Source organism: Neptuniibacter sp. QD48_11, assembly GCF_047778095.1.
Lineage (GTDB): Bacteria > Pseudomonadota > Gammaproteobacteria > Pseudomonadales > Balneatricaceae > Neptuniibacter.
Map to the genome: position 1 here is coordinate 3,239,084 of NZ_CP180551.1, position 26,640 is coordinate 3,265,723.

The following is a 26,640-nucleotide window of genomic DNA, read 5'->3' on the forward strand; positions in this document are numbered from 1 at the left end:
GCACAGTCTCAGCCTCACGTTTTGCTACCACTTATACTCCAAACGTCAGACTAACGTACTAATGATATAACTGCGCACTTTGAATTTTATCGTAAGCCACAGGGTAAGTCGCAGTTCCGCGCCCACTTACCAAACGATGTTCTACAGTAACCACTGCATCTGTCACAGCAACCAAACGCCCCTCTACTTTCCTTCCAAAATAGGTGTAAAGAATCACTGGTTTCCCTATATGGCCACCTAACTTTTCAACTTCAATTTTTTTGAATGACTTCTCTACGGCTTTTTCCGGTTTAGGTCGTTGATATATAGGAGCTTTAGGCTTTTCTTCGGGCTCGACAACCTTTTCGATCTCTTCACCCAGAACAAGCTCAGGCGGCTCTTGGCTTTGCATCAACTCTCGAAGCAGGCGCTCCCCTTCTGGGTCCGGCTCTGACCATTCCAGCCCATCTAAAGCAACATACTTTTTACTAAACTCGACGTAAGGGTTTAACTCGCGCACCAAATCGCTTGGTGTTTGAATCATCGCCATAGACTGTAGACCAAATCCCTTAGGTACATCCACACGCAGGTATAAAGAGCTTCCTGGATTATTTAGACCTTCAAACGCATTAAACAACTCATCAGGAATTTTCCAACCTTCATAAGCCAAACGCTTTGAAAGCAATCCCTTATAACGTTCACGATAGCTCTTAACCGGTTCTTTATTTAAATTCGCACAGAATTTATTACGCTTTTTGTTATAACCACGATCGAAATATCGCGCCTCGATATGCTTAAGCTGCGGCTGAGCAAACACGATTGACTGCATATTTAATGTTTCACTCGCGACTTTCAGAACCAACGACATGCTCATATTTGCGACCTGTTTAGTCCTACTTTGCAGATCAAAATTCAGCTCTTTATCGAGAGGATCAAAATGGTATTGGAAGGAGACATCAGAATTAAGATTGCCATAGCCCATTTTGCGAATCTCTGGCAGACCTATAAATTCCAAACCTCCGCAAGCTAGGGCGTCATAGCTTTGACCAGCTTCGCGTTGCGCCTCTAGGGCAATCCGTCCCCAATCCTGCATATAGCCGCTATTCAGGTTGATATTGAGGCCCTTGAGATCGACATTAAATGCATCAGGCAACTCTCCCTTAGAGAGTTTTTCCTCTAAATCGAGCACAAAGCCCCATGACGGCGCCTTCAGCACAGCAGATTGAACCCCTATTTCACCCTCAGAACCTGTTGGGACAAATGAGATACCTTTAAGACCCACTTGAGCTTCTACAAGGTCGATATGAATATCTTGATAGGTCATTTTTGCAAAAGGAGCGATGTCCTTTGCGAAGCTTTCCGCTGCAGTAGAGACCTTCCACCAAACAAAACCGTACACAGCGGCGAAAAGCGTAATCGGTGCAAGAATCACCAATAGCACAGCGGCAATTTTTTTAATCACGTTAACTTGCATAAACCTTAGCCCCGAAAGCTCTCCCTATATGCACGGAACCCTAATGATAGTTGTTATTATGGGTGGGAATTGGCGAATCTGTCCAACCCTTTATCTATTCGCTTGACGCTTCTCAACGAATAACCAAAAAACAAAAACAAAAAAAGCGGCATAAAGCCGCTTTTTTTAAGAGAGGAAGATGAATTAACCCAACTTCTCTTTGATACGTGCAGACTTACCGCTACGCTCACGTAGGTAGTAAAGTTTAGCCTGGCGAACATCACCACGACGTTTAACTTCAATGCTATCTACAGTAGTGCTGAAAGTCTGGAAAGTACGCTCAACGCCCACACCGTGAGAGATCTTACGTACAGTGAAAGCAGAGTTCACACCACGGTTACGTTTGCCCAGCACTACGCCTTCGAACGCCTGTAGACGTGTACGGTTACCTTCAACTACTTTTACCTGAACTACAACAGTATCACCTGGTGCGAATTCTGGTACTTCTTTGTTCATTTGTTCAGCTTCAAGCTGCTGAATAATTAGGTTCTTGCCGCTCATCGCTTGCTCCTAAACATTCAACCTTCGGACCCTTGGGTCTCCCGGATAAAATCGGTTAACAATGACTTTTGTTCAGTGTCCAACTCAAGATCTTCTAGCAAATCAGGCCGGCGTTGCCAGGTTCTTCCTAATTGCTGCTTCAGACGCCAACGTCTGATCTCTTTATGGTTGCCACTCAACAACACTTCAGGCACTTGCATATCGTCGAACTGTTCTGGTCGAGTATAGTGAGGACAGTCTAGCAATCCATCATGAAACGAATCTTCTGTAGCTGAATCCTGATGCCCTAAGACCCCAGGTACTAAACGTGAAACTGCATCAATCATAGTCATGGCTGGCAATTCACCACCACTGAGGACAAAATCCCCTAACGACCACTCTTCATCAATTTCAGTTTCTATCAGGCGTTCATCAATACCTTCATAACGCCCTGCTACCAGAATCAACCTCTCACGCGAAGCCAGTTCCTGTACACCCTTATGATCCATGCGACGGCCCTGCGGTGAGAGATAAATTACTTTAGCTTCTCCACCCGCAGCAGCTTTGGCTGCATGGATAGCATCCCTAAGAGGTTGAACTTTCATCAACATTCCCGGGCCACCACCATAAGGTCGGTCATCTACAGTTTTATGCTTATCGTGTGCAAAGTCTCTAGGACTCCAACACTGCATCTGTATCAAACCATTTTTCACCGCTTTACCTGTTACGCCGTAGCAACGAATTGCATCAAACATTTCAGGAAAGAGTGTCACCACCCCGAACCACATGGTTCAGAACTCTGGGTCCCAATCGACCCACATAGCACCTGTTTCCAAGTCAATCTTTTTAATCACCTGATCAGGAAGATAAGGCAACAGACGCTCTTTTTGATCAATGCTGTCTGCTGTACCTTTCACAACCAATACATCATTTGCACCGGTTTCCATCAGGCGGATCACCTTGCCTAACAATTGGTCAGACTCGGTATAAACTAATAGGTTTTGTAACTGGCTCCAGTAGTACTCACCCTCTTCCAAAACTGGAAGCTGGCTTGCTTCAACCGCAATATCTAAACCACAATATTTAGCGGCAACATCGCGATCATCAACACCGGCCAGTTTTGCAATCAGACCTTTACCATGACGTTTGCTGGCTTCAACCTCTACAGGCTTTAATACACCACCAATTTTTAATAGCCACGGCTTGTAATTGAAAACATTCTCCATTGGATCAGTATGCGAGTAAACTTTTACCCAACCTTTGATCCCATAGACTGCAGTAATTTTTCCGACAATGAGTTGTTCATTATTTGGATTACTGCTCATTTTCAATCCTGATCAAAAACCTAAAAATTACTTAGCTGCTTTAGCTTCTTTTACTAGCTTAGCTACGCGCTCAGAAAGCTGTGCGCCTTTGCTCTGCCAGTATTCAACACGATCAAGATCGATACGAAGACCTTCTTCTTGACCACGTGCAGTTGGGTTAAAGAAACCAACACGCTCAATAAAACGGCTGTCACGCGCATTACGCGAGTCCGCTACTGAGATGTGATAGAAAGGACGCTTCTTAGCGCCACCACGAGACAAACGAATTATTACCATGCGTTAGACCCTTTTATTGAGTGGGTTTTGATATCGCCCACTGTTTGATGAACCAATCTGGTTTTAACGCAGATCGGACCGGAAAAATCAGGGCGGCAATTCTACGCGAATTTGCCGCCCTAATAAAGCCATTTCGTTTAATAAATGCGCAATTATTACATACGCGGGAAGCCGCCAGGACCACCCATGCCGCCCATACCACCTGGGCCACCGCCCATTCCTGGTGGAAGCATGCCTTTCATACCACGCATCATTTTCGCCATACCGCCTTTGCCGCTGAACTTTTTCATCATTTTCGACATCTGTTTATGCTGTTTAAGCAGGCGGTTAACATCTTGCACCTGCGTACCCGAACCCATCGCAATACGCTTTTTGCGGGAACCAGAAATGATATCAGGCTTACGACGCTCCATCGGCGTCATAGAATTAATGATCGCTTCCATCTGGTGCATGCCTTTCTCGGCATTTGCAGCATCAGCCGCTTGCGCCAACTGTCCCATACCCGGCAGTTTATCCAACATGCCCATCATTCCGCCCATATTCTTCATCTGAGAGATCTGTTCACGGAAATCTTCTAGATCAAAACCTTTACCTTTTTTGATCTTCTTAGCGAATTTCTCTGCTTTCTGCTTATCGATCTTCTGCTCAGCTTCTTCGATAAGAGAAAGAACGTCACCCATACCTAAGATACGGGAAGCGATACGATCCGGATGGAATGGCTCTAAAGCGTCAACTTTTTCACCTACACCCAAGAACTTGATTGGCTTACCTGTGATCTGACGAACAGAAAGTGCCGCACCACCTCGGGCATCACCATCCGTTTTAGTCAGAACCACACCAGTCAGCGGCAATACTTCATTAAACGCTTTGGCAGTATTAGCAGCATCCTGACCTGTCATCGCATCGACAACGAACAGAGTTTCGATAGGATTAACCGCTTCATGCAAACGTTTAATTTCACCCATCATATCTTCATCGACGTGCAAACGACCTGCAGTATCAAGAAGAACAACATCATGGTGCTGGATACGTGCATGGGCAATTGCAGCATTCGCGATATCAACTGGATCTTGTTCAGCCGTTGATGGGAAGAAATCAACCTGTACTTCACCCGCGAGGGTTTCTAGCTGTTTGATCGCGGCTGGACGATAGACGTCAGCAGAAACAACCAAAACCTTTTTCTTTTCACGCTCACGCAGGTGGCGACCAAGTTTAGCGACAGAGGTAGTTTTACCTGCACCTTGAAGACCCGCCATCATCACAACAGCAGGAGGCTTAGCTGCTAGGTTCAGCTGCTCATTAGCCTCGCCCATAACCTTGACCATCTCTTCATTGACGATCTTAACGAAGACCTGACCCGGCGTCAGACTCTTGGTTACTTCGGTACCTACCGCGCGCTCTTTAACGCTGTTTACGAACTCTTTAACAACAGGCAGCGCCACGTCTGCTTCAAGCAGCGCCATACGCACTTCACGCAATGTGCCCTTAATGTTGTCTTCTGTCAGTTTCGCCTGACCCGTGACTGAACGTAGCGTATGCGTAAGTCGTTCTGTTAAATTCTCAAACATGTCCTGCCCCACACTTCCTCTTCACAGACAGCCTTAAAAGGCCCATTAAATAGAGGAAATCGATAAACTTGGATTAATAATCGCAGTATTATACCGCACTCCAAGCATCCTTAGCAGCCCCTCTTCTTTTATCCTTCTTCTATCTGTGACAAACTAAGGCTCGATTTACACTCCACCCGTAAACACTGTTCTCCAGGAACACTGGACAGAAGAGACGAAGATGTTATCCATTTCTACATTAATTGCCGTTCTGCTTTACTCAACCGCAGGTTTTTTACAATGGCAAATAATGCGCGGAGATCGCAAACAATCTCGCTCTATCAATCAGTCCTTAGGTCTTGCGGGGCTGGTAGCACACACAGCTGCGATTTTTTTAGTTCTACACCAACCGGGCGGTATTAACCTCAGCCTATTTAGTGTTGGCTCACTGATTTCTTGGCTGGTAGCGGGTTTAGTATTACTCAGCAGCTTACGCCAGAGCATAGACAACCTATTTATTGCCGTATTCCCAATGGCAGCCATGACGGTATTAGCTACTTGGGTAGCAGGTGTAGGCGAAGGCAAAGCCTACGATGCAGGATTAATCCTCCATATTCTGTTGTCTATCTTGGCTTACAGTATTTTCACTATAGCTACGATCCAAGCCATTTTGCTTTCACGCCAAGTTTCAGCACTTAAGCATCACCACACGCGCGGATTAGTGTCCTCACTACCACCATTACAAACAATGGAACGTCTATTGTTTGAGATGCTTTGGACAGGATTAACACTACTTACTGCAGCTCTCATCACTGGATTTATATTCTTTGAAGACCTCTTTGCTCAGCATCTAGTGCATAAAACTGTACTTTCCCTGATCGCTTGGGGGCTCTATGCCATCTTGTTATTTGGCCGAAATAGCTTTGGCTGGAGAATCAATACAGCCATCCGCTGGACGATCACAAGCTTTATGATTCTGGCGATCGGTTTCTTTGGCAGTAAAGCCGTAATGGAATGGTTTATCTGATATCCAGATAAAAGCACGCATTATTCGAGAGTATGGCTTGACACTCTAAGAGCCACATTTAAAAATATCCCTCCATTACTAATATAGGCATACCGTCTTGGAAGACGCATCGATAAGTTTTCTCTTGGGAGTCCTTGGCTTCCTGATTCTCTGTTCCGCTTTTTTCTCTAGTTCCGAAACAGGCATGATGTCGCTCAACCGATATCGCCTAAAACACTTAGTTAAGAAAAAGCACAGCGCCGCTATTCGCGTCAGCAAACTCCTTGCACGACCAGACCGTCTGATTGGCGTTATTCTGATCGGCAACAACTTTGTAAACATCCTTGCTTCGGCTATTGCCACTGTCATCTGTGTTCGCCTATGGGGTGACGCCGGTATTATGGTTGCCACCTTTGGCTTGACTGTATTGATCCTTATCTTTGCAGAAGTATCTCCAAAGACGATGGCTGCAATTCATCCTGAGAAGATAGCTTTTCCTGCTTCTTTAGTTCTGGCGCCGCTATTAAAACTGATCTATCCGCTTGTATGGATCATCAACGGTATTACTAACAACTTCCTTAAGCTATTTGGTGTAAATGTAACCGGTGATAACAGTCATCACCTCAGCACTGAAGAGCTGCGCACGCTGGTACACGAGGCAGGCGCACTACTTCCGCAAAACAACCAGAACATGCTACTTGGTGTTTTAGAACTATCAGAAGTAACTGTTAATGATGTCATGGTGCCACGTAACGAGGTGCTGGGCATCGATCTAGATGATGACCTTGATACGATTATCGCGCAGTTAAGCCGTACCGAGCATACTCGCCTACCAGTCTATCAAGGTGAGCTGAACAAGGTTGTTGGCCTACTGCACATGCGCAACCTAGCGCAGGTTTTCCACAGTGGCACAGTAACTAAGGCGGCGATCCTTCAAGTAATCAGAGAGCCTTACTTTATTCCGGAAAGCACCCCTTTGCAGACGCAACTACTGCATTTCCAATCTCAAAACCGCCGTATCGGTATGGTTGTTGATGAGTATGGTGACGTACAAGGCATTGTGACGCTGGAAGACATCCTAGAAGAGATTGTGGGTGAATTGTCGTCGAACAACAAAGAAGCAGATCAAGATATCTTCTTACAGGAAGACGGAAGCTACTTTGTTGATGGCACGGCTTATATCCGTGATGTAAACAAAGCTCTGGATTGGGAACTACCAACTGATGGCCCGAAAACTATGAACGGCCTGATTACAGAAACATTGGAATCGATTCCTGATGCTAACGTTTGCCTGCAGTTGGAACACTACCGCATAGAAACACTACAAGTCAGCGACAATGTGATTAAAACCGCTCGCATTATCGCCCTACCTAAACCGGTAGAAGAATAGAGTTCAGAAGACCGACTCCCTTGGTAACTGTTTTACTAAAGGGAGTCATTTATCCGAGCGTCTAACTAAGTTTGGATTGAACGCTATCAACCTTATCCTGCATCGTTTGCTCTCTATCTGTACGCGTACCTAAGCGCATTGAAGTCGTTATTCTCGGCGCGCCCATCTCATGTACAACTTCATGACATTGTTTCACCGCCAACATCACCTCATCCCAGTCACCTTCCACATTAGTGCCATACGCATGCATCTGGTGACTTAGACCTGCCTCGTCAAAAACCTTCTGGCAAGCCGCCACATATTCAGATACTGAGACACCGACGCCTAAAGGGACGATGCAGATATCAATCATAACCTTCATGTGGAATTACTCCGGCAACTGACCTTGCTCACGCAGCTTAATCTTTTCCCAAACAGCGCGCTTTTCGTCATTTGAATAAACACCCCATTCAGCAATCTCGATACCACTTCGCTGACAGGCGATACATAAGTCATTTTCATCAAGCGCACAAACACCTACACAAGGGTTTGGCACAGGTTTGTTCTCTTGCTCGGTCATACTTCTACTTCTGAACGGTTAATTCTTTCTTAAATCGACGCATATTTTCGACGTAGTAAAGCGCATTCTGCCGAATGCCTTCCACCTGCTCGTCACTCAACGTACGTTTGATAACAGCAGGCGAGCCCACTACAAGCGAGTTATCCGGTATTTCCATCCCCTCCGGTACCAATGTTTTAGCACCGATCAAGCAACCTTTACCAATTTTGGCTCCGTTTAAGATAACGGCACCGATACCGATAAGCGAGCCATCACCCACTTCACAGCCATGAAGCATCGCCATATGCCCAACAGTCACATCACATCCTATGCTCATCGGGAAGCCACTATCGGTATGCAACACCGAACCATCCTGAATATTACTTCCTTCGCCAATAACTATCGGATCGTTATCGCCACGGATAACAACGTTAAACCAGATAGAAGCACGATCATGCAGCTCTACATTGCCGATAACAGTCGCGTTATCCGCAACAAAGTGCTCTTCACCCACTAACGAAACAGCTTGCTCACCTAACGAATACAACATAGTCCCCCTCAAGACCCACTGGTGAAATGACGAACCTTATGTTCGGGCCGAGGCTTCATTGGAATGTTAGCCCCACAGCCTTCATTTAATAACTCTGCCAACACGTAGGCAGTTAAACCCCAAATTATATGACCATTAAACTCCCATGCTGGAACATAGATACTTTGATTTTTAAAACGTATCTCATCCGTTGCATAACGATTATCCGCAAGAAAAAAACTCAACGGCACAGTAAATATCTCATCGAGTTCAGCGGGATTTGCAGTAAATTCAATATCTGACGGAATCACGCCTACCCAGGGGGTTACCTGCAAGCCATGTTTAGATCTCACCTGCCCCAATTGCCCAATGACATCAACATGCTCAGGCGCCAAACCAATCTCTTCTTCAGCTTCACGCAAGGCGGTAAAGAGCAGATCCGTATCAGTATCATCATATTTACCGCCTGGGAATGCTATTTCGCCACTATGAGATGACAGGGTTGACGAGCGTTTGGTCAACACAACATGAGGGTCGTCATGATCGGTCAAAGCAATCAATACACTGGCTTTAGGCGATGTGTCTGGCAAGCTGCGTGGTTCAAACCCCACTAAGCGCTCGCGAATAGTTGTGAGCATAAGCGTATCTTTTAAAACTGAAGCTCTGCTTAGATTAAAAATTATTATATAGCTTAATAGTAACAGAGCTATTGAGTGAACAGCCAAGAGAAACTTGGCTCTCGCTTTTTAACCTCATGGTGATAATCTAGGCTACTCATGCACTTCTTGCCTTAAGATAGATGGACTAACCTAGGTTAATTGAATGAACTACTGCCCTAACTGCGCCGGCACACTTACTTTCAGCATTCCTGAAGGAGATCACCTTCCTAGGCATATCTGTAACAACTGCAACACTATCCATTACTCAAACCCAAAGGTCATTACCGGCTGCGTGCCGATCTACCAAGATAAAGTCCTACTGTGCAAACGTGCCATTGAGCCTCGCAAAGGCTTTTGGACCTTGCCTGCTGGTTTTATGGAGAACAATGAGTCCACTTTAGAAGGCGCCATGAGAGAGACTCGTGAAGAGGCAAATGCTGAAGTTAAGATTAGTCACCTCTACACAATCACTTCGATCGTGCATGTAAATCAGGTACAGATGCTCTATCTAGCTTATATGGACAAACCGGAGTATTCGATCAGTTCAGAATCATTGGAAGTTGAACTGTTTAGTGAGGAAGATATCCCTTGGGATGAGCTTGCATTCCCAACCATCAAGAAGGCCTTAACCTATTACTTTTCCGATCGTAAAAACAACCACTTTCCCTTACGTGAAAATGTTGTAAACCGCTCCATGCAGCAGCCTACAAAAGCGGTTTAACACGACCTAATTTCTAACTAAAATAACGCTCAGTTACTGCATCGGCGGGGATCGGCTTCTCGTAATAGTAACCCTGCCCTTCCATACAGCCTGCCTGAGCGAGGAACTCAGCCTGCTCGGCTGTTTCAATACCTTCCGCAACTGTAATCAAGCCAAAGTGACTCGCCACATCGATAATTGCAGCACTAATTGCAGCATCATCAGGGTTACCTGGCAGATCATCAATAAAGGCGCGGTCAATCTTCAGCTGATCTAGATTAAAACGTTTCAGATACGCCATACTGGAGTAGCCCGTACCGAAATCATCCAATGACAGCTGTACACCTAGCGCTTTGAGGTCGTGTAACAACTGCAAAGTTTTATCCTGATCATGCATCAAAGTACTTTCTGTGATCTCTAGCACCAATGAAGCAGGTTCAATCCCCGACTGCATTAAAGCTTCCTTCACTTCTTCCACCAATTCAGGTCTAAATTGACGGACAGAAACGTTCACAGACATGGTAAACGGCTGATCAGATTGTTTACCCCACTCAGCCGCTTGCTGACAAGCCTGCTGTAACACCCATCCCCCGATTGGCAGGATCAAGCCGGTTTCTTCAGCTAGAGGAATAAAGTTATTCGGTGGTACCAAACCAAGATTTGGGTGCTGCCAACGAATCAATGCTTCGCAACCCGCTAAAGAGCCATCAGCAAGATTCACTTGAGGCTGGTAATAGAGTTCAAACTCTTGATGCTCAATCGCCTTACGCAGAGCGATCTCAACCTGTAGGCGCTCTGAAGCTCGTCGGTTCATTTCAGCGGTGTAGAACTGATAGTTATTGCGCCCCTGATTCTTAGCAAAGTGTACGGCGGCGTCTGCGTTTCGGAGCAACTGATCGAAATCATCACCGTCATCAGGGAAAACCGAGATACCGATACTAGGTGTAATCATCAAGTGACTATCGCTTTGCAACGGTTCAGAGACTCGGTGAATAATGCGTTCACATAAGTTTGCAGCCTGCTCTAGGCTATTTAGATTCGGCAATAAAACACTGAACTCATCACCACCTAAGCGACTTACAGTATCCCCCTCACGAACCTCATTCTGAATTCGTTCAGCCATCACTTGGAGGATTTCATCACCAAAACGATGGCCAAGGCTATCGTTGATGTTCTTGAAGTTATCGAGGTCTATATATAAAAGCGCAAAACGTTGCTTTGTCGCTCGACAGCTCAAAGAAATCGTTTGATCAACCTTATAGCCAAGCAAACGTCTATTTGGCAGATTTGTTAACGAATCATAGTCAGAAAGGTAACGTAGTTTATCTTCTACTTCTTTTCGTTCAGTTAGATCTGTGATGGCTGCAATATAGTTCTGAACTTCACCTTGTTCGTTATGTGAAGCACGGATAGAGAGCCACTGTGGGAAAATTTCGCCATTCTTACGACGGTTCCAAATATCTCCGCCCCAAGCACCTTTGGCATTAATTTCATCCCACATCTCTTTATAGAAATCAGCACTATGCTGACCCGATTGCAGTAAACGAGGGTTACGCCCCACCACCTCATCAGCGGAATACCCTGTGATATCTACAAAGGCGTCATTCACCGCTAAGAGGCGGCAATCAGCATCCGTTACCATAATGCCTTCACTGGCGTTATCGAACACTCGTGAAGCTAAAAGAAGAGCATTTTGTTTATTTTCAATCTCGCTCTGATATTTACCAAATTGACGGTTCAACCAACCAGAAAAAACAAACGTCAGCGATAGGGTGGCACAGGTTGCTAAAAACAGAAATGCATAGATCTGAGCACGATCCTCACGCATGGTCTTTTCGACCATCTCTTTCTGCTTTTGCATCAATTTTTTAATATCATCAGGATAGAAACCACCAACCAAGACCCAGCCTAAATCCGGCACAGTTTCTACTAACGATATTTTGGGATGTGGTCCTTCGCCGTTAGGGTAATACCACTCATATTCGATGAAACCACCACCGCTTTTAGCCGTTTCATAGATAAGATCGAGCACCTTGCGCTCTTTCTTACTTATTTTGGTGTTGGGGTTGTCCCCTGTCAGAGAGCTGACACCCGCAGTCGAGAGCAGATTGCCTTCTGTATCAAACACAGCCAAATAGCCATTTTCGCCGAAACGGATCGTCTCCAAACGCTTTAACGCCTGTTCTTTCAGATCATTCTCTATTTGGTAAAGATAATCGCCCGCACCAATAATCCAGCGATAGGGCTCAAACGCTTTCACAAACGCGATCTTTTCAGTCATCTGAGTTTGGTCGTGCGGTGGATACCAACGATATCGAGAGAACCCTTCCTTTTCAGGATTCTCAACCGCATCCAACAAACCACGCATGATGAAATGACCGGTATCGTCCTGATTATCATACAGAGACTGCCCCTCAACTCCGGGGGAAGTCGGCAATAGAATGCAGATACCTTGGTCGTCGTCGATAAAGATATAACCACGACCATTAAAAAAACGTAGATCACGCAAACTCTCTCGAATAAGCGCTTTAACTTCCGTTTCTGGTCTTAGCGGAGATTCACGATCGTAGATGGTTTGCGCGATGGTATGCGCTTTAAGGACTTCTTCACGAGATTTTTGCTTCAGAACGGCTTCGGCCTGAGCCACCATATACTGGATATAGTCTTTTGCACCATCAATCTCAGTGATCAGATGCTCTCGCCCTTTGTCCATAAACTCCTTTTCTAAGGAAGCTAGGCGATGTTCACTATCTCGTTGGTTTTTGTATAAAAAATGCGTAGCAACAGCTGCTAATAGCATTACTGCTATGGCAACTGAGCCCCAAAGAAGGTAACGCGGCAGAGCACCTACATTAGTCGGTGTCATAGAGACAGAACTCTATAATTGAAACGATGGATAGAAACCGCATCTACTTTTCCATCGCGATAAAGCCGATTGGCTGCGCACATCTAATAATTGGCCCAATACAAACAAAAAGAACCGACATAAAACTGTAACATATTTTGTCAACAAACAGACCATTCATCCGGTCAAAAATTTGATCTAGGTCAAACTACCATAATTTATAGCACCCTACAAAGAACAGGGACTTAAATTTGGACCGGTACAGATGTGGATTAACGCAGCGTTATCTTGGCATTTATCTCATCTAAATAGCGTCGGTAATCGGGGCTATCAGTGCGGCTATAATTCAGGTTTCTGAATAGTCCTGTAAGGGTTACAAAAAAATCCCTAACCTCAGATTTATCCTTAAAGTCATGCGTCGATGTCAGTACTGTTCTTAATAGAGTAAACAACGCCTGCTGGCGCTCGATGGGAGCCGATATATCGACATCATCAAAAGCATCCTGCTGCAAATAAACCTGATCTAAACAGATAGATTTGTGATAGAGAATATAATCCTGCAGGGTAACACCCTCTTCGCCGGTTACCTGCATCATCTGCTGCACCGCCTCACCTTGATCGAGCAACTGTTTCATCTCTTTCACCTGAGAAACCCACTCTTCGCCTAAATGCTCGGCATACCAATCGGCAAGTTGGTCTAAATAGCGCGACCATGAAATCAACGGATCTACAGCGGGATAGGCACGTTTATAAGCGCGTTCGGCACTCAAACCTAAAAAGGTCTTCACTGTACGCAAGGTTGATTGGGTAACCGGCTCTTCAAAATTACCTCCAGCAGGAGAGACAGTGCCAATCAGAGTAAGACTCCCCATTTCTCCGGCATTGTTTTCAATCAAACCCGCACGCTCATAAAGCGCCCGCACAGCAGAATCCAAGTAGGCTGGAAAAGCTTCCTCTCCCGGAATCTCCTCTAAACGCCCCGAGGTTTCTCGCATCGCCTGAGCCCAACGCGAAGTAGAGTCGGCAATCAGCAGCACGTTATAACCCATCTGACGATAGTATTCAGAGATGGTGATCCCGGTGTAGATCGATGCTTCACGCGCTGCCACCGGCATGGATGAGGTATTGCAGATAATCACAGTACGATCCATTAAGGTCCCACCTTTCGGATCTGGCATATTTGGAAACTCAGTGATCGTTTCCACCACCTCCCCGGCGCGTTCACCACAGGCCACAATCACTACGATATCGACATCAGAAAAACGAGATATCAAACCTTGCAACACTGTTTTACCTGCACCGAACGGTCCCGGAATACATGCGGTTCCACCTCGGGCTACAGGAAAAAAGGTATCGATAAGCCGAATCGAAGTAAGCAGCGGTTCTTGTGGATAATGCCGTTTACTTTTCCCCGACCTAAGTAAAGGCTCACTCACCGGCACACGCACTGGCCACTTCTGCTGCATAGTGACCTCAATCTCATCTCCGTGCTCAAGACGGAGACGTGCCACTGGCGTTGTGACCGTGAAACTCCCCTCCTGAATCCAGCTGATCTCTGCCTCACCGTAGAGGTTAAACGGTGCCATTATCCGATGTTTAAAGCGCCCCTCTTGAACATTGCCAATCAGATCACCGGCTTTAACACAATCGCCTACTTTAATACTGGGTTGGAAAGCCCAATGCTGTTGTTGATCAATCCCTTCAACTTCCAACCCGCGAGGAAGAAAAAAGCCAATCTGTGATGCAATGATCTCTAGAGGGTTCTGCAAACCATCATAAACCTGACCCAACAAACCAGGCCCAAGAGCAACCGAAAGCATCTCGCCGCTTTGCCTAACAGGGTCTCCAACAGCTACACCGCGGGTATTTTCAAATACCTGAACATCCGCCTCTCCATGACGCACCCGAAGCACTTCCGCCTGCAAATACTCCTGCCGTCCATCCATAGCGGTTCGAACAGGGCAGATATATACCACCTCATTTTTCAGAATCGGATAAAACACTCCCTCGTCATCTTGACCCAGTTCGATGGTGACAATGTCATCTCGTACTGCAACTACCTGAGCTGTAATCTTATGGTCCACTAGACCTCCCCCTGAGCTAACTGTTGCTCTAGGCCTGTCATTTCCAATAACTGCATATTTGCTCGATTAAACTCTGTTATAGCGACTTCAGCATCATAATTTAGATGGCGTTCGGCAATGACCCAACGCAACACAAAACAGGCTAGCGCCTCGAAGTTAAACCCATGTTGTTTCTCACAAAACGCTAGGTCCTGCCACAACCACTGATTTAAGGTTTGCTCCACCAGTAATGCATCCTCTTTCGCTAAAACACGCTGTAAAGGTTGTAGCTGAGGACACACCTCCTCTAAGCCAAATCCGGGTTCAAACCAATGTTTTCGAATACGTGGCAACCATCGACCTACTCCATAAAACAACGCTGAGTTTTCCATACCCGCTGAACGACTACGAAGTGCAGCCATCAACGTTCGCAGCTCCAAATGAAACAGTATCCGCTGACGCAGCACTTCGCTATTCACCTGATTCAGTTGATCAGCCCACTGCTGCACAACCTCTCTATCCGTCGATCCTCGTAACACCTTCTCATCGGGATAATAAAGACGCTCAATCAAAGCTAGCTGCTGTCTATCAGCATCGGTCAGCATGGTTAAACGCAGATCCAATGCAATACGCGATAGCGGCATCTGCTTACAATGCTCTAGATCAGGCAGCCAAGGGAGCGCTGTAATTAAGGTGTAATAGTCAGACACTAGCGAATCACTCCCTCGATGATCGCTCTGAAGCGAGGCTGAAGATGTTTTAACAACAGCTTAGAGATAGCTTCACTACTTAGATCGACTTCAACCTCCTCCCCTTGCAAACGAACACGAATCCCTTTGCCTTGGTGAAGATCAAAACTAACTCCATCTCGCATCTGTTCAGCTGCAAGTGATTGCACAAACTGGCTCAACTTACCTTCGCGATACTCTTTAGGATTACGGCGCAGCTCATCCAAGCCGATGTAATCATCCGGCAGAAGTAGCTCGATTTCCTCAGCATCAGCAATGCCATGATCATGACTTGCCTTAGCCACCAGCGACAGGATTAAGCTACGCATAAATTCAGCATTATCCATCTGCTGCGCAACCAAACGCTCCACTTGATCGGTGAAAGAATGAGATAGGGTTTCTCGAACTTCCAGATGCATATCACGCGCAGCGATCTTTAACGCATCTTCACCAGATTGTTGAAGTTTTTCCGCTTCTTTGCGTGCCTTACTGACGATCTGTTCCGCTTCTTGCTTTGCTTGCGATAGCAACCAATCTGCTCGATGCTCTGCTTCCTCAACCAAGGCTTCAGCTTCATGCTGGCCTTTTTCAACACCCTGCTGACGCAACTTCTCGATCAGCTCTTCAACGCCTGAAGACGCATGAGTTTGATGTTCATTACTCATCAGCAATCTCCCCCTTATAAAGGCACGCCCGCACTAATCACCAGCGCAAAGATAAAGGCGAATACTGCAAAGCCCTCCACAATCGCAGCCGGAGCTAACGACATGCCAAAGATCTCAGGACGGATTTTGGAAACATTGATTGCAGAAGCGCAACAACGCCCCTGCCATGCTGCGCTAAATAGAAGCGCTAAACCACACAACAAACCAATGGCAGCTAAGCCCGGTGCGTTATCGATCGTAATTTCTCGATTCAACGCAAACATAACCACGATGCCGTATATAGATTGCGACGACGGCATTGCAGCTACCCCAATATAACGACCATGACCTGTTTCGGTTTCTAACAATGCACCACAGGCAGCTTGCCCCGCCTGCGCACAACCAATCATGCTACCGATTGCCCCTAACGCCATTGGGCCGTATAGACCAGCCCAACCCAAAGCAATAATCAGGTTATCCAAGGTGAAACCTCCCGTTTAGCAAACGGCTGAAAGGCATAGCCCTCATCCGCCAGACTCCAGTTATAAAATTCGATTAAATTCAGACGCAAACCGTGAATCACACCGCTGATCACGGTAAGTACGAAATTAAGAAGATGGCCTACTAGCAAGATAAGCACCTTAAACAACAGGCCTATCGCAGGTAGCGCAGCTGCGACATCTACCGCAAGTTGATTAAAGGTCATCGCCAACGAAGCACTGGCCAACCCCAAAGCAAACAGACGCAGATAGCTCAGAACATCACCAAATATTTTGGTTATCCCTGCAAGAGCCAAAACACCATCGAAGAGCCGACCCACACTCCATTCTGACTTTTCACTAGAGAAAAAAAGCACTAATGACAAACAAGCCGCCAATAACAGCCAATGAAAAACCTCAAAACCAACGATCCAGCCCCAAAGGGCCACAGTGACCGAGCCTGCCCAACCTAATGCAGCATACCTTCGAGTGGTTCCACGCCTGACCCATGCCATCATCAAGTTAGCCAAAATCAGGTGTACGGCCCCAACAGATATTGAGAGCGACATCATGCTGTCAAAGTCATTGAGATCCATCAGTTTGAAACCCTGCAGCCACGCAAAGGGGGCTTGGGCACCGAAGTAGCTCCCCACCAACACACCCCAAGCAAAGCCTGCTACAGAAAGCGCTGCACCCATAGCACGCAAACGCAGCCCCGTTTCTGAGCGTCCCATATCTCGCCAGTAAAACAGCAAAATCGCAGCCAACAACAGCGAGTAGCCTGCATCGGACATGATCAACGCAAAGAAGCTCACAAAGGAAAAGAACACCACGCGCGAAGGGTCCCAACTGCGGTAACCAGGCATCTGGAAGAAATGCACCACCTCTTCACCACCAGCAACAGAGGTTGGATTCTGTAAAAGTGTCGGGGGCAACTCATCAGGCTTAGGAGCTTCGAGCTGTAACACCATACATTGCTGATCAGCAAAGCGCTGTAACGACTCTATGCTGTCCTCAGCGACCCAGCCCTGAATAGCAAAGATCTCATCCCGATCTAAAGTCTGATCTGATACTTCAGCTAGCTGGGCATCATCCTCGGTACCCGCAATGGATCGTTGCAGGAGATAGATCCATCTTGTAAACGCCTCGCGTTCGGCTTCAACGGTTTCTAGCTCGACCTCGATATCTTCCAACTCACGTTGCAACTGTTCGAGCGGAATAGCACCGGTATGAGTGCGGGTGACTGGCATAGCGTTTAACGGCGGCTCTGTTTCTGAAATAACCGTGATATAGCTATAGCGATTATCTCGATGAACCCTTTGCCAAGGCAGCTCCGTTTTCTCTACCTCTTTCATCTTGTAGTTAGGTACAAGATAAAACCACAAACGGCGGCCGTATAACTCACCTTCCTCGGGCAAGATAAAACTACCCCAAGGCTTGAGATCCTTTATACGTTTGCGCAAAAAATCATGCCGTTCCACCAGCTTAAGCCGCAAACTACGGTTTTGATCAACTTTGTCTGTAACCTCCAGCAGATCAAAATGACGTTCACTGACTACCTGCTTGCGCTTTTGCTTAGAGTTCAGAAGATAGTGCAACACGCCATGGAGCTGTTCAGGGCTCACTTGATGCTCTAGCTTCACTTGAGATTTTTTAGGCGCGACCAAAGGAATAACATGCATGACTCCCAAGGCTTGCAAAGCATCGAGAATAGATGCCTTTTCCTCCGTTAAGCCAACTAAGGTCGCTTTCTTAAGAGACTGAATACTCATAACTGCAGCCTCCGACGTTTGTTCTTCGCAATCTTGGCACGTACAACACCCGCCCGTTCTGCATCAGATAAAGCGATACGGATCTTGCGGATATTTTTTTCAGTCTGCGGAATCAAAACCTTATCGAATAAATTTAAGCGCTGGGTCGTTTTCTGCAGTCCAGTTTCCAATATCTGTAGGCGTTGTTGGTAGATCCTGATCTCCACTTCCAACTTTAAGGCCTGTTCCTGCAGTAATAAAACGGTGTCGACCCAATGAGGCAAGACCAAACGCGAGTATTCAGATAGCTCAACCTTAAACTCAGCTAGTTCAGGCAGCTCTAGTCCGACTAAATTGCTGTACTTCACTTCAACCTTTTGGACCTGTAGCAACTGGCTAAGCTCGATCTCCGCACCCGCCAGCATTGGCAGCTTTTCAGATACACAAAGGTAGAGATCTTGTAGCTTTAGCTGGTTAGCTTGTAGAAGCTGCAGGGTTTCTTGTCTCGCAGCGAGAAGCTGTTTTCGCTTTAAATCTAAGGCGGGCACGAACTGACGAAACGCTTTTAAGCGTCCGCCCTCGCGATTTAATGTGGTCTTATTGAGTGCTAGCTTCGCCACAATTCATCCCTAAGCCTGAGCTAAATTTTGCGCTGGAAAATATTTATCCACCAACGCCTGCTTCATCAACAATTCTTGCGGCTCGAAACATTCAGCCAGTGTCAGCCAGCACTGATCTAATGCTTGCTCTAACGGCATAGTGACATGTATATCCATAAACCGATCTCGGAATAGCTCACCAAATTTAAGTAAGCGCTCATCATATTCACTTAGCTCAAAAGACATTGCTTGTTTCTGCGCAGCATCTTGAGACTCTGCATACAAACGCACCATCGTATTCATAATCTGGCTATGATCTTCTCGGGTGACTTTGCCGATCACATGCTGCTTTAAGCGTGATAGAGAACCAAACGGATCGATCACTCCATCATGCAGATAGAACTGACCTTCTGTGATATAGCCGGTGTTATCAGGTACAGGGTGAGTCACATCATCACCCGGCATTGTTGTAACCGACAAAATGGTTACAGAACCTGCGCCTTTGTAATCGCAGGCTTTTTCATATCGGCGCGCTAATTGTGAATAGAGATCCCCGATGTAACCTCGATTTGAGGGTACATGCTCCATCGAGATACCCACCTCTTTAAGAGCATCGGCGTATGCGGTCATATCAGTGAGTAACACCAGTACGCGTTTACCCTCTTCAACGGCAAAGCGTTCGGCCACAGCTAACGCCATATCCGGAACCAACAAACCTTCTACGGTGGGGTCGGATCCCTGATGAACAAACATCACTGTTCGCGCTAGCACGCCTGCTTCTTCAAATGCCTGACGGAAGAAGTGGTAATCATCGAACACTAAACCTATGCCACCAAAGACCACCACATCGGCATCCGCATGGGTGCCAATCTGCGCTAGCAGCTGGTTATAAGGCTCGCCTGCCACGGAGAACACAGGGATTTTTTGACTCTCAACCAAACAATTAAACACATCAATCATCGGCACGTCGGTGCGAATCATATGCGAGGCTAAAACACGTCTAGCCGGATTGACCGTGGGCCCATCGATCTCAATTTTGGGCTCTTCTGTGAGCATCGGGCCGTTGTCGATAGCTCGACCCGTTCCTGAGAAAGAGCGTCCAAGAATATTAGGGGAGAAAGTGACTTCCATGGAACGACCAAGGAAGCGAACCACCGAATGAGTTGAGAGGCCTTTAGTGCCAGTGAAGACCTGAAGCGAGACCTCTTCACGATCGAGCAAGATGACTTGGGCCAAATTGGCTTCAGCACCATCATGTCTGTCATTTTCGATTAAAGCTAGATCACCAAAACAGATAGACGAAGCGCCATCTGTTAACGGTACATGTACTTTAACTATGTCACCAACAATCTCCAGAATACGAGAGTAACGTACCAATAACTGCGTCACTTCTACCTCCCTGTCATTCGGTTACAACTTTAAAATTCTTCTAAGCGCCAAACATCGTAGGCTGGCTCTTCGTAAGGGTGAGACGATTTCATTGCATCAACGGCCTGACGTATCAGCTCATCGCTACAAACCAGTTCAACTTTCCACTCATCAACCGTCTCTACATTACCTTGCTGCCCTATATGCGGATCACTACCTTCCAAAGGGCGAAACTGCCCCTGACCCAGCACCTGCCAACAGCAACAATCGTAGTTACCAATTCGCCCTGCACCTGTTGCGAAGACAGCTGCTTTAACTTGTTCCAAATTTTCATCGGGAACAAAGAAACTTAGTTTATACACCGAAGTTTTACCGTTTTATTTAACTGTTCAACCATGTTAGGTATCTGCTCAGATATACAATCCGATATAGGCGCCATAGTCTCAGTTTGACCTAGCTGAACCAGAAACAAACTGATCTGCGGCAAAGATTGTTCGAGTTTAAGCAACAACTGCCAACTCTCTGAGATACCCAAAGTATGACTACTAACTGGCACATTTTGCATATGCAAAAACCCAGACCCATCCTCAATATACCTGTACTCACCTGCTTTTTGCTCCATTTCACAGGCATCAATCACAATGACCTGATCAAACTGAGGCAATAACGTCACTAAAGAGTGAGCAGGGGTGGTTAATTTCTCGCAGACCACAGATTCAGGGAGTAAACCTTGCAGGGCATCCACCAGCACCCAACCGATTTGATCATCCCCATGGGAAGAGCCCAAGCCAAACACCCCTAAATTCAAGGCTTACGCTCCGTTGTTAACTTTAGAAAGTGAGTTGCGCAGGAGATACAAGGGTCATAATTACGAATCACTTTTTCGCTATGTAAGCGCAAAAGATCATCGGGTTGATCCAAGCCAAATTCACTGAGGGAATAAAGCAGATCTTGCTCGATACGTGCTTGGTTTTGGCTGGTCGGCGGGACGATTTTCGCTTCTGTAATTAAGCCTGCCTTATCCACTGTGTATCGGTGCCATAACAAACCGCGGGGCGCTTCACTCCAACCGTATCCAGTGCCTGCTCGTGGACTAACCTCAACTGCACTTTTTTCAAGAGACTGATACTTTTCCAGCAACTTAATCGCTTCATCCAAAGCAAAACAGATCTCCACCCCACGAGCCAACATGCTGTGGAACATATTCTGACTTGGGAAAGGGTTACCCAATTTACGAAGTAGCTTTTGTAGAAAATCAGGCAGTTGCTGATGATTCAGATTAATCCTTGCCAGAGGGCCTACCAGATAGTCTTGCCCATTTAGGTGACTCCACAGCGCCGTCGAGTTCGGCGACTGGCTTTCTGCAAAGTAGGTTTCATATTCATCCTCAGTGATATTCAATCCTGAGCTACTAACGAGACGACCTTCTCCAAGCGGATAGCTATTCGCTGCTAGGGATACTGAATTAAAAGCCTGTCGATGATCAGGAATCTCAACCTCAGCTAACCATTCAACCATCGCAACTGCTTGAGGCAATATTTCCTGCAGGCTCTGCTTGAGTTCGAGGGCTTCAGATATTGAAGGCGCTTTATGAAAACCACCCACTTTAATGCCGACAGGATGCACAGAACGCCCACCCAAGAAGCGCATAATTCGGTTACCCGCATCTTGAATAGCAAAACCCCTTCGAACCTCATCGGGGTATTCCCCTGCGAGCTCCAACGCCGAGTTATGGCCAAAATAATCTGGCAACGCTAGCAAATGGATATGCAGACCATGACTTTGCAGCCACTCACCTAAATAGAGCAAACGCCGCATATCCTTTATCCATGGAGTTAGCTGAACCTGAAACAGAGATTCCAATGAATTCACTGCACTGACTTGATACGCCACAGGACATATTCCACAGATGCGCGCCACAATGTCTGGAACTTCGGAAAAGTGCCGCCCTTCTAGAAACTTCTCAAAAAATCGTGGCGGCTCATAAATTTTGAACTGCAGTTGCTGCAACCTACCTTGCTCAATTTTGAGATGGAGCGCTCCTTCTCCCTCAACACGGGCAAGTGAGGGCACATCAATCTGAATCTTTCGCTTAGTCATTCAGCTCTCCATTACCACCTTTAGGGAAAGGACTGGGGTCAGGATGAATCAATTGAAAGCGTCGACTAACTTCTTCATCAACAAGGCCTAAACCTGATAAACGACGTGCCAACGCTGCATGATGAGACAACTCTGCATCGCCATAGCAGCCATAGCATGCCCGACCAAATTTAGGACACAAAGCTCCGCACCCCAATCTTGTTACTGGCCCCATACAGGGCTCTCCAGCAGTGACTAAAGTGCAGACCTGACCTGAGCGTTTACACTCAACACAGAGCTTTTCGCGCTCATCCTGAGGCATCACGTCTTCAAGCATTAAGCTGATCGCCGTTGAGATTTGGCGACTATTGATCGGGCAACCCCAGAGTTCAAAATCAACTTTAACGTGATCTTTGATCGGCTCTGATCTATCCAAACTGTCGATAAATTCAGGCTGTGGATAAATAGCCCCCGGCCAAGTTTCTGGTGCATCCGCTAAGTTCTTTAATGCTTGAATCCCACCAGAAGTGGCGCAGGCTCCCATGGTAATAAGATAACGACTGTTCTTACGTATCTGTTGGATTCGCTGAGTATCATGTTGAGTCACAATACTGCCTTCGATAAAGGCAATATCGACCTCTGCGTTTTCATCCAAAACACCGGCTTCCGCAAAGTGCTTAATCTCAACGCGAGTAGCTAAAGTCACCAGCGCCTCACCCATATTAAGAAGAGCGAGCTGGCAACCATCACAGGAACTAAACTTATGCACAGCAATACTCGGTTTAGAGTTCATCACACGCCCTCCATACCTAAACGATCACGTACAGCAGGGTAAGAAAATACTGGACCATCCTTGCAGATAAAATCAGCCCCAAACTGGCAATGGCCACAATGCCCCATGGCACACTGCATATTGCGCTCTAAGCTAAGATAGATCTGAGCTGGATCTATCCCTAAACCAATAAGCTTTTCCGCTGCAGCATGCATCATCCCCTCAGGCCCACAAATCATCGCCAATGCATTACTGGGATCAACCGTCACTTGATCAATTAGTTCGGTGATACGCCCTTTATGGAATGGCCACGCCGGTCCTGATTCATCCGCAGCAAGAAACACCTCTACATTCTCAAACTGACGCCATAGATCGTAGCGCTCACTCCAGATAAGATCATTGCTGTGCTTAACGCCTTGAACAATACTCAAGCGTCGATAATGATCTCTCCTTTTCAGCGCATAATTGATTGCTGCTACGACCGGCGCACAACCCAATCCACCGGTAACGATCAGAAGGTCCTTATTTTTGGCGTCCGGCAGAGGCCAACCTCGACCAAATGGACCTCTTAGACCGATTTGATCTCCCTGTTTTAATTTCGCTAAGCCTTCAGTAACACGCCCTACGATCCTGATAGTGTGATCAATTACGCCTTCATCCTTAGGATCAGAAACGATCGAGATAGGCACCTCACCCACACCGAAAAGGTAAAGCATATTGAACTGCCCCGGCTTAAACTCATAGGCCTCTCGCTCTGCGAGGTCAGCCAACTGCAAACGAAGCGTAAAGATCGTTTTAGATTCGCAAATCACCTCAGTAACAGTTGCAACCAAAGGTTTCTGACAGAAAACACTCATTCTTTGTCTCCTGTTATCAGGTTTGCTTCTGCTACAAAATCTATCTCTGCAGGGCACCAGGTCATACAGCGCCCGCAGCCAGTACAACCTGAGCGGCCATATTGGGTCTGCCAAGTATCTAGCTTATGGATCATCCATTGCTGATAGCGCTGCTTAACGGTTTGTCGAACTTGAAATCCTGCAAGCTGGCCATGAGATTCTCCAAAACAGCTATCCCACTCTCTGACGTGCTCGCTCTCAGCACCATTAAGCTGTGGCTCTTCATGCTGTCGATGGCAGAAACAGGTGGGGCAAACCATAGTGCAGTTACCGCAGGCAAGGCAGCGCTCGGCAATATTATTCCATTGCGGACGATCTCTTCGGCTTTGCAGATCATCTTTAGCAATAAGGTTGAGTGATCGGGTTTGTTGATTAGCAGCCGTTTGAATCTGTTCCTTGGCTATGTCGGTCATCGCTTCAGTCACTCTGTGTAGCGGCAACTGATCGACGATGGCCGCACCTTTATCCGAGCCCGATTGAATAAGAAAACCGTCGTCTAATTCAGTCAGCAGGATGTCATACCCTTGCTTTACCTCAGGACCATCACCGGTAGAGGCACAGAAACAGGTTTCTGCCGAGACATTGCAATTAACAGCAATTAAAAAAAGCCCTTGCCGCTTTGCTTGGTAACCGGGGTCTACATATTCACCTTCTAGAAAATGCTGATCCTGCAGTTTCAACGCGGTAAGGTCACAGGCCTTTACCCCTATGACCGCAACTTTATCTTGCGCTTGTTCAGGCACTAAAAATTGCAATCGACCATCACCACTCCGCTTTGCTTGCCAGATGACTTCTCGAGTAGGATATAACAGCGGTTTTAGTGCCGAAGGCCCATTTGCCCAATTAAACTGGCGTGGAGAACCACTGTGCTTGAGTCGATACCTCCCCGGAGCCTGTTGATCTGTCCACCCTTGCGGTAGATCACTAACAGATTGGAGATCATCAAAAACAATTGCGCCATCGCGAACTTGAGGACCATGCAACCTAAAGCCTTGCTTAAGCAAAAGCTCAAACAGCTCAGTTAAATCCGTCCTCGTGAGAAAAGCAGATTGAGAAATCGCCATTCACTCCCCCTCCCTTACTCTTTTAATATTAGCCTAAACTACTAGACAAGCTTCGAGATTTGGGGTGGTTTTTGCCTTCAATTAAGCAATCATAAATGACACTATGACAAGGTGTGCTAACCCAGACATTAATCGCATCTATTTTGAGTTTAGATATGAAAGTTCTTGTCGTTGAAGATAGCCAACTAGTAAGCCGCGTACTACAAAGACTGTTTCAAACTGCAGATCTCCCAGTGGAAGTCATCTTCTGTGAAAGCCTTCTTCAAGCTCAGGAAAAGATAGACCTCTACGAAGATATTTTTGCAGCACTTGTAGATCTAAACCTGCCCGACGCGCCCAATGGCGAAATTGTCGATCTCATTCTCGCGCAAAACATACCGACAATCGTTCTGACAGGTAGTTACGACGACGATAAACGCGAGTCTCTGCTGCAACAAGGCGTGGTGGATTACATCATCAAAGAGAGCCGCTTCTCCTACGAATATGCCGTTCAATTAATTCACCGTTTACTTAAAAACCGAACGATAAAAGTCCTATTAGTCGAAGACTCCTCCTCCTATCGTTTACTGATTCGTAAACAACTAGAAAAGCACCTATATCAAGTTATTGAAGCTAGCAATGGCCAAGAGGGCTTAGCTAAGTTGCAGCAAGACCCGGAAATTAAACTGATTCTAACTGACTACGAGATGCCGAATATGAACGGCATTGAGTTGGTACAAGCCATTCGACGCGAATACGAAACCTCGGAACTGAAGATTATCGGCATATCGGCTGCCGACAGCCCCTCCCTATCGGCTAAATTTATTAAAAGCGGTGCAAACGATTTTCTAACTAAGCCGTTTAACTATGAAGAGTTGCATTGCCGAGTGATGCATAACATCGAGCAGATGGAACTCATTGCTCAAATCAAAGATGCGGCTAACCGCGACTTTCTCACAGGTCTACACAACCGCCGTTATCTATTCGAACAGTCTGAAAAGTTATTAACACAATCACAAAACCAAGCCTGCTTAGCCATGATGGATCTGGACTTCTTTAAACAGATAAATGACAACTATGGTCATGACGCTGGCGATGCTGTACTGACACAGATAGCCACCTTGCTGAATCGTTCCTTTAATCGCTTCTTACATGCCCGTATTGGCGGTGAAGAGTTTTGTGTTTTGTTAAGCGGTTTAAATTTAGAACAAGCAGATATTTTGATGCAGCATTTCTGCACCTTAGTGCATGACACTGAATTTGTATTCGCTGATCAAATATTACCTGTCACAGTGAGTATAGGTTTGATCGAAAGGGATGATGATAACTTCAGCCAGATGATCAGCCGAGCAGATGAGATGTTGTATAAAGCGAAAGAGGCTGGTCGCAATACCGTTGTGTGCGATTAAAAAAGCCGCTGATAAACAGCGG

Annotated in this window: 28 protein-coding genes; 4 read left to right on the top strand and 24 right to left on the bottom strand. The window is 46.4% G+C overall.

Annotated elements, in window-relative coordinates; translation table 11 throughout:
* Positions 1–58: 58 nt before the first annotated feature.
* The 6 genes from ACMXYU_RS15140 to ffh all read right to left on the bottom strand — a co-directional run bounded on the left by ACMXYU_RS15140 (position 59) and on the right by ffh (position 5,141).
* Positions 59–1,453: a hypothetical protein gene (locus ACMXYU_RS15140; RefSeq protein ID WP_415899344.1), complete on the bottom strand. Its 1,395-nt coding sequence runs from the start codon at positions 1,451–1,453 to the stop codon at positions 59–61.
* Between the two features lie 183 nt (positions 1,454–1,636).
* Positions 1,637–1,993 (bottom strand): 50S ribosomal protein L19, encoded by a 357-nt coding sequence (gene rplS, locus ACMXYU_RS15145; RefSeq protein WP_415882552.1) that lies wholly within the window; start codon positions 1,991–1,993, stop codon positions 1,637–1,639.
* Between the two features lie 17 nt (positions 1,994–2,010).
* Entirely contained in the window at positions 2,011–2,760 is a 750-nt protein-coding gene (gene trmD / locus ACMXYU_RS15150) for a tRNA (guanosine(37)-N1)-methyltransferase TrmD (protein ID WP_415885961.1), read from the bottom strand.
* 3 nt (positions 2,761–2,763) lie between these two features.
* Entirely contained in the window at positions 2,764–3,297 is a 534-nt protein-coding gene (gene rimM, locus ACMXYU_RS15155; protein ID WP_415899345.1) for a ribosome maturation factor RimM, read from the bottom strand.
* Positions 3,298–3,324: 27 nt separating this feature from the next.
* On the bottom strand, positions 3,325–3,573 hold the full coding sequence (rpsP, locus tag ACMXYU_RS15160) for a 30S ribosomal protein S16 (RefSeq protein ID WP_415882555.1): 249 nt from the start codon (positions 3,571–3,573) through the stop codon (positions 3,325–3,327).
* 155 nt (positions 3,574–3,728) lie between these two features.
* The gene (ffh, locus tag ACMXYU_RS15165) at positions 3,729–5,141 is read right to left on the bottom strand and encodes a signal recognition particle protein (protein ID WP_415899346.1); all 1,413 of its coding nucleotides are present in this window, start codon (positions 5,139–5,141) and stop codon (positions 3,729–3,731) included.
* A 220-nt stretch (positions 5,142–5,361) separates the two neighbouring features.
* Here ffh and ACMXYU_RS15170 point away from each other — a divergent pair, with 220 nt between their 5' ends.
* Together ACMXYU_RS15170 and ACMXYU_RS15175 are read left to right on the top strand one after the other, a co-directional pair.
* A complete protein-coding gene (locus tag ACMXYU_RS15170; RefSeq protein WP_415899347.1) occupies positions 5,362–6,147 on the top strand; it encodes an inner membrane protein YpjD in 786 nt (261 codons plus the stop codon).
* A 97-nt stretch (positions 6,148–6,244) separates the two neighbouring features.
* Complete coding sequence (locus ACMXYU_RS15175) at positions 6,245–7,516, top strand: HlyC/CorC family transporter (protein ID WP_415882558.1); 1,272 nt, start codon at positions 6,245–6,247, stop codon at positions 7,514–7,516.
* Between the two features lie 61 nt (positions 7,517–7,577).
* Here ACMXYU_RS15175 and ACMXYU_RS15180 read toward each other — a convergent pair whose 3' ends face one another.
* From ACMXYU_RS15180 to ACMXYU_RS15195, 4 genes are read right to left on the bottom strand one after another with little or no spacing between them, the layout of a single operon-like run.
* A complete protein-coding gene (locus ACMXYU_RS15180) occupies positions 7,578–7,877 on the bottom strand; it encodes an MTH1187 family thiamine-binding protein (protein WP_415899348.1) in 300 nt (99 codons plus the stop codon).
* A 6-nt stretch (positions 7,878–7,883) separates the two neighbouring features.
* A complete protein-coding gene (locus tag ACMXYU_RS15185; RefSeq protein WP_415885970.1) occupies positions 7,884–8,075 on the bottom strand; it encodes a DUF1289 domain-containing protein in 192 nt (63 codons plus the stop codon).
* 4 nt (positions 8,076–8,079) lie between these two features.
* The gene (locus ACMXYU_RS15190) at positions 8,080–8,604 is read right to left on the bottom strand and encodes a gamma carbonic anhydrase family protein (protein ID WP_415899349.1); all 525 of its coding nucleotides are present in this window, start codon (positions 8,602–8,604) and stop codon (positions 8,080–8,082) included.
* A gap of 8 nt (positions 8,605–8,612) precedes the next feature.
* Positions 8,613–9,221, bottom strand: coding sequence for a CoA pyrophosphatase (locus ACMXYU_RS15195; RefSeq protein ID WP_415899350.1), 609 nt, complete (start codon positions 9,219–9,221; stop codon positions 8,613–8,615).
* Between the two features lie 184 nt (positions 9,222–9,405).
* On the opposite strand from ACMXYU_RS15195, the gene ACMXYU_RS15200 reads away from it, so the two are divergent.
* A complete protein-coding gene (locus ACMXYU_RS15200; RefSeq protein WP_415899351.1) occupies positions 9,406–9,963 on the top strand; it encodes an NUDIX hydrolase in 558 nt (185 codons plus the stop codon).
* Positions 9,964–9,976: 13 nt separating this feature from the next.
* Here the strand turns inward: ACMXYU_RS15200 and ACMXYU_RS15205 are convergent, their stop codons facing one another.
* The 14 genes from ACMXYU_RS15205 to ACMXYU_RS15270 form a co-directional block, all read right to left on the bottom strand.
* Complete coding sequence (locus tag ACMXYU_RS15205) at positions 9,977–12,808, bottom strand: cache domain-containing protein (RefSeq protein ID WP_415899352.1); 2,832 nt, start codon at positions 12,806–12,808, stop codon at positions 9,977–9,979.
* Positions 12,809–13,059: 251 nt separating this feature from the next.
* The gene (locus tag ACMXYU_RS15210; RefSeq protein ID WP_415899353.1) at positions 13,060–14,871 is read right to left on the bottom strand and encodes a V-type ATP synthase subunit A; all 1,812 of its coding nucleotides are present in this window, start codon (positions 14,869–14,871) and stop codon (positions 13,060–13,062) included.
* Positions 14,871–15,560, bottom strand: a complete 690-nt coding sequence (locus ACMXYU_RS15215; protein ID WP_415899355.1) for a DUF2764 family protein — start codon at positions 15,558–15,560, stop codon at positions 14,871–14,873. Before ACMXYU_RS15215 ends, ACMXYU_RS15210 begins: the two co-directional genes overlap by 1 nt.
* Complete coding sequence (locus tag ACMXYU_RS15220; RefSeq protein WP_415899356.1) at positions 15,560–16,243, bottom strand: ATPase; 684 nt, start codon at positions 16,241–16,243, stop codon at positions 15,560–15,562. The genes ACMXYU_RS15215 and ACMXYU_RS15220 overlap by 1 nt, the downstream gene beginning before the upstream one ends.
* A gap of 14 nt (positions 16,244–16,257) precedes the next feature.
* Entirely contained in the window at positions 16,258–16,704 is a 447-nt protein-coding gene (locus tag ACMXYU_RS15225) for an ATP synthase subunit C (RefSeq protein WP_415882568.1), read from the bottom strand.
* Positions 16,692–18,473: a V-type ATP synthase subunit I gene (locus ACMXYU_RS15230; protein ID WP_415899357.1), complete on the bottom strand. Its 1,782-nt coding sequence runs from the start codon at positions 18,471–18,473 to the stop codon at positions 16,692–16,694. The genes ACMXYU_RS15225 and ACMXYU_RS15230 overlap by 13 nt, the downstream gene beginning before the upstream one ends.
* Entirely contained in the window at positions 18,470–19,072 is a 603-nt protein-coding gene (locus ACMXYU_RS15235; RefSeq protein WP_415899358.1) for a V-type ATP synthase subunit D, read from the bottom strand. Before ACMXYU_RS15235 ends, ACMXYU_RS15230 begins: the two co-directional genes overlap by 4 nt.
* A 9-nt stretch (positions 19,073–19,081) precedes the next feature.
* Entirely contained in the window at positions 19,082–20,440 is a 1,359-nt protein-coding gene (locus tag ACMXYU_RS15240) for a V-type ATP synthase subunit B (RefSeq protein ID WP_415899359.1), read from the bottom strand.
* 29 nt (positions 20,441–20,469) lie between these two features.
* Positions 20,470–20,781, bottom strand: a complete 312-nt coding sequence (locus ACMXYU_RS15245; RefSeq protein ID WP_415899360.1) for an NGG1p interacting factor NIF3 — start codon at positions 20,779–20,781, stop codon at positions 20,470–20,472.
* On the bottom strand, positions 20,769–21,206 hold the full coding sequence (locus tag ACMXYU_RS15250) for a hydrogenase maturation protease (protein ID WP_415899361.1): 438 nt from the start codon (positions 21,204–21,206) through the stop codon (positions 20,769–20,771). The genes ACMXYU_RS15245 and ACMXYU_RS15250 overlap by 13 nt, the downstream gene beginning before the upstream one ends.
* 17 nt (positions 21,207–21,223) lie before the next feature.
* Positions 21,224–22,519: a Ni/Fe hydrogenase subunit alpha gene (locus ACMXYU_RS15255; RefSeq protein ID WP_415899363.1), complete on the bottom strand. Its 1,296-nt coding sequence runs from the start codon at positions 22,517–22,519 to the stop codon at positions 21,224–21,226.
* Positions 22,512–23,291, bottom strand: coding sequence for a sulfhydrogenase subunit delta (locus tag ACMXYU_RS15260; RefSeq protein WP_415899364.1), 780 nt, complete (start codon positions 23,289–23,291; stop codon positions 22,512–22,514). Before ACMXYU_RS15260 ends, ACMXYU_RS15255 begins: the two co-directional genes overlap by 8 nt.
* Positions 23,291–24,127: an FAD/NAD(P)-binding protein gene (locus ACMXYU_RS15265; protein ID WP_415899365.1), complete on the bottom strand. Its 837-nt coding sequence runs from the start codon at positions 24,125–24,127 to the stop codon at positions 23,291–23,293. Before ACMXYU_RS15265 ends, ACMXYU_RS15260 begins: the two co-directional genes overlap by 1 nt.
* Positions 24,124–25,230, bottom strand: a complete 1,107-nt coding sequence (locus tag ACMXYU_RS15270; RefSeq protein WP_415899366.1) for a 4Fe-4S dicluster domain-containing protein — start codon at positions 25,228–25,230, stop codon at positions 24,124–24,126. The genes ACMXYU_RS15265 and ACMXYU_RS15270 overlap by 4 nt, the downstream gene beginning before the upstream one ends.
* A 155-nt stretch (positions 25,231–25,385) precedes the next feature.
* Here ACMXYU_RS15270 and ACMXYU_RS15275 point away from each other — a divergent pair, with 155 nt between their 5' ends.
* Positions 25,386–26,618 (top strand): diguanylate cyclase, encoded by a 1,233-nt coding sequence (locus tag ACMXYU_RS15275; protein ID WP_415899367.1) that lies wholly within the window; start codon positions 25,386–25,388, stop codon positions 26,616–26,618.
* Positions 26,619–26,640 lie beyond the last annotated feature (22 nt).

Excerpts from the sequence above, each read along its gene's own strand:
- rplS (WP_415882552.1), bottom strand. The coding sequence starts at position 1,993 with ATGAGCGGCAAGAACCTAATTATTCAGCAGCTTGAAGCTGAACAAATG.
- ACMXYU_RS15180 (WP_415899348.1), bottom strand. The coding sequence starts at position 7,877 with ATGAAGGTTATGATTGATATCTGCATCGTCCCTTTAGGCGTCGGTGTC.
- ACMXYU_RS15200 (WP_415899351.1), top strand. The coding sequence starts at position 9,406 with ATGAACTACTGCCCTAACTGCGCCGGCACACTTACTTTCAGCATTCCT.
- ACMXYU_RS15265 (WP_415899365.1), bottom strand. The coding sequence starts at position 24,127 with ATGAGTGTTTTCTGTCAGAAACCTTTGGTTGCAACTGTTACTGAGGTG.
- ACMXYU_RS15205 (WP_415899352.1), bottom strand. The coding sequence starts at position 12,808 with ATGACACCGACTAATGTAGGTGCTCTGCCGCGTTACCTTCTTTGGGGC.
- rpsP (WP_415882555.1), bottom strand. The coding sequence starts at position 3,573 with ATGGTAATAATTCGTTTGTCTCGTGGTGGCGCTAAGAAGCGTCCTTTC.
- ACMXYU_RS15260 (WP_415899364.1), bottom strand. The coding sequence starts at position 23,291 with ATGAACTCTAAACCGAGTATTGCTGTGCATAAGTTTAGTTCCTGTGAT.
- rimM (WP_415899345.1), bottom strand. The coding sequence starts at position 3,297 with ATGAGCAGTAATCCAAATAATGAACAACTCATTGTCGGAAAAATTACT.
- ACMXYU_RS15195 (WP_415899350.1), bottom strand. The coding sequence starts at position 9,221 with ATGCTCACAACTATTCGCGAGCGCTTAGTGGGGTTTGAACCACGCAGC.
- ACMXYU_RS15270 (WP_415899366.1), bottom strand. The coding sequence starts at position 25,230 with ATGGCGATTTCTCAATCTGCTTTTCTCACGAGGACGGATTTAACTGAG.
- ACMXYU_RS15220 (WP_415899356.1), bottom strand. The coding sequence starts at position 16,243 with ATGAGTAATGAACATCAAACTCATGCGTCTTCAGGCGTTGAAGAGCTG.
- ACMXYU_RS15170 (WP_415899347.1), top strand. The coding sequence starts at position 5,362 with ATGTTATCCATTTCTACATTAATTGCCGTTCTGCTTTACTCAACCGCA.
- ACMXYU_RS15185 (WP_415885970.1), bottom strand. The coding sequence starts at position 8,075 with ATGACCGAGCAAGAGAACAAACCTGTGCCAAACCCTTGTGTAGGTGTT.
- ACMXYU_RS15190 (WP_415899349.1), bottom strand. The coding sequence starts at position 8,604 with ATGTTGTATTCGTTAGGTGAGCAAGCTGTTTCGTTAGTGGGTGAAGAG.
- ACMXYU_RS15230 (WP_415899357.1), bottom strand. The coding sequence starts at position 18,473 with ATGAGTATTCAGTCTCTTAAGAAAGCGACCTTAGTTGGCTTAACGGAG.
- ACMXYU_RS15140 (WP_415899344.1), bottom strand. The coding sequence starts at position 1,453 with ATGCAAGTTAACGTGATTAAAAAAATTGCCGCTGTGCTATTGGTGATT.
- ffh (WP_415899346.1), bottom strand. The coding sequence starts at position 5,141 with ATGTTTGAGAATTTAACAGAACGACTTACGCATACGCTACGTTCAGTC.
- ACMXYU_RS15275 (WP_415899367.1), top strand. The coding sequence starts at position 25,386 with ATGAAAGTTCTTGTCGTTGAAGATAGCCAACTAGTAAGCCGCGTACTA.
- trmD (WP_415885961.1), bottom strand. The coding sequence starts at position 2,760 with ATGTGGTTCGGGGTGGTGACACTCTTTCCTGAAATGTTTGATGCAATT.
- ACMXYU_RS15255 (WP_415899363.1), bottom strand. The coding sequence starts at position 22,519 with ATGACTAAGCGAAAGATTCAGATTGATGTGCCCTCACTTGCCCGTGTT.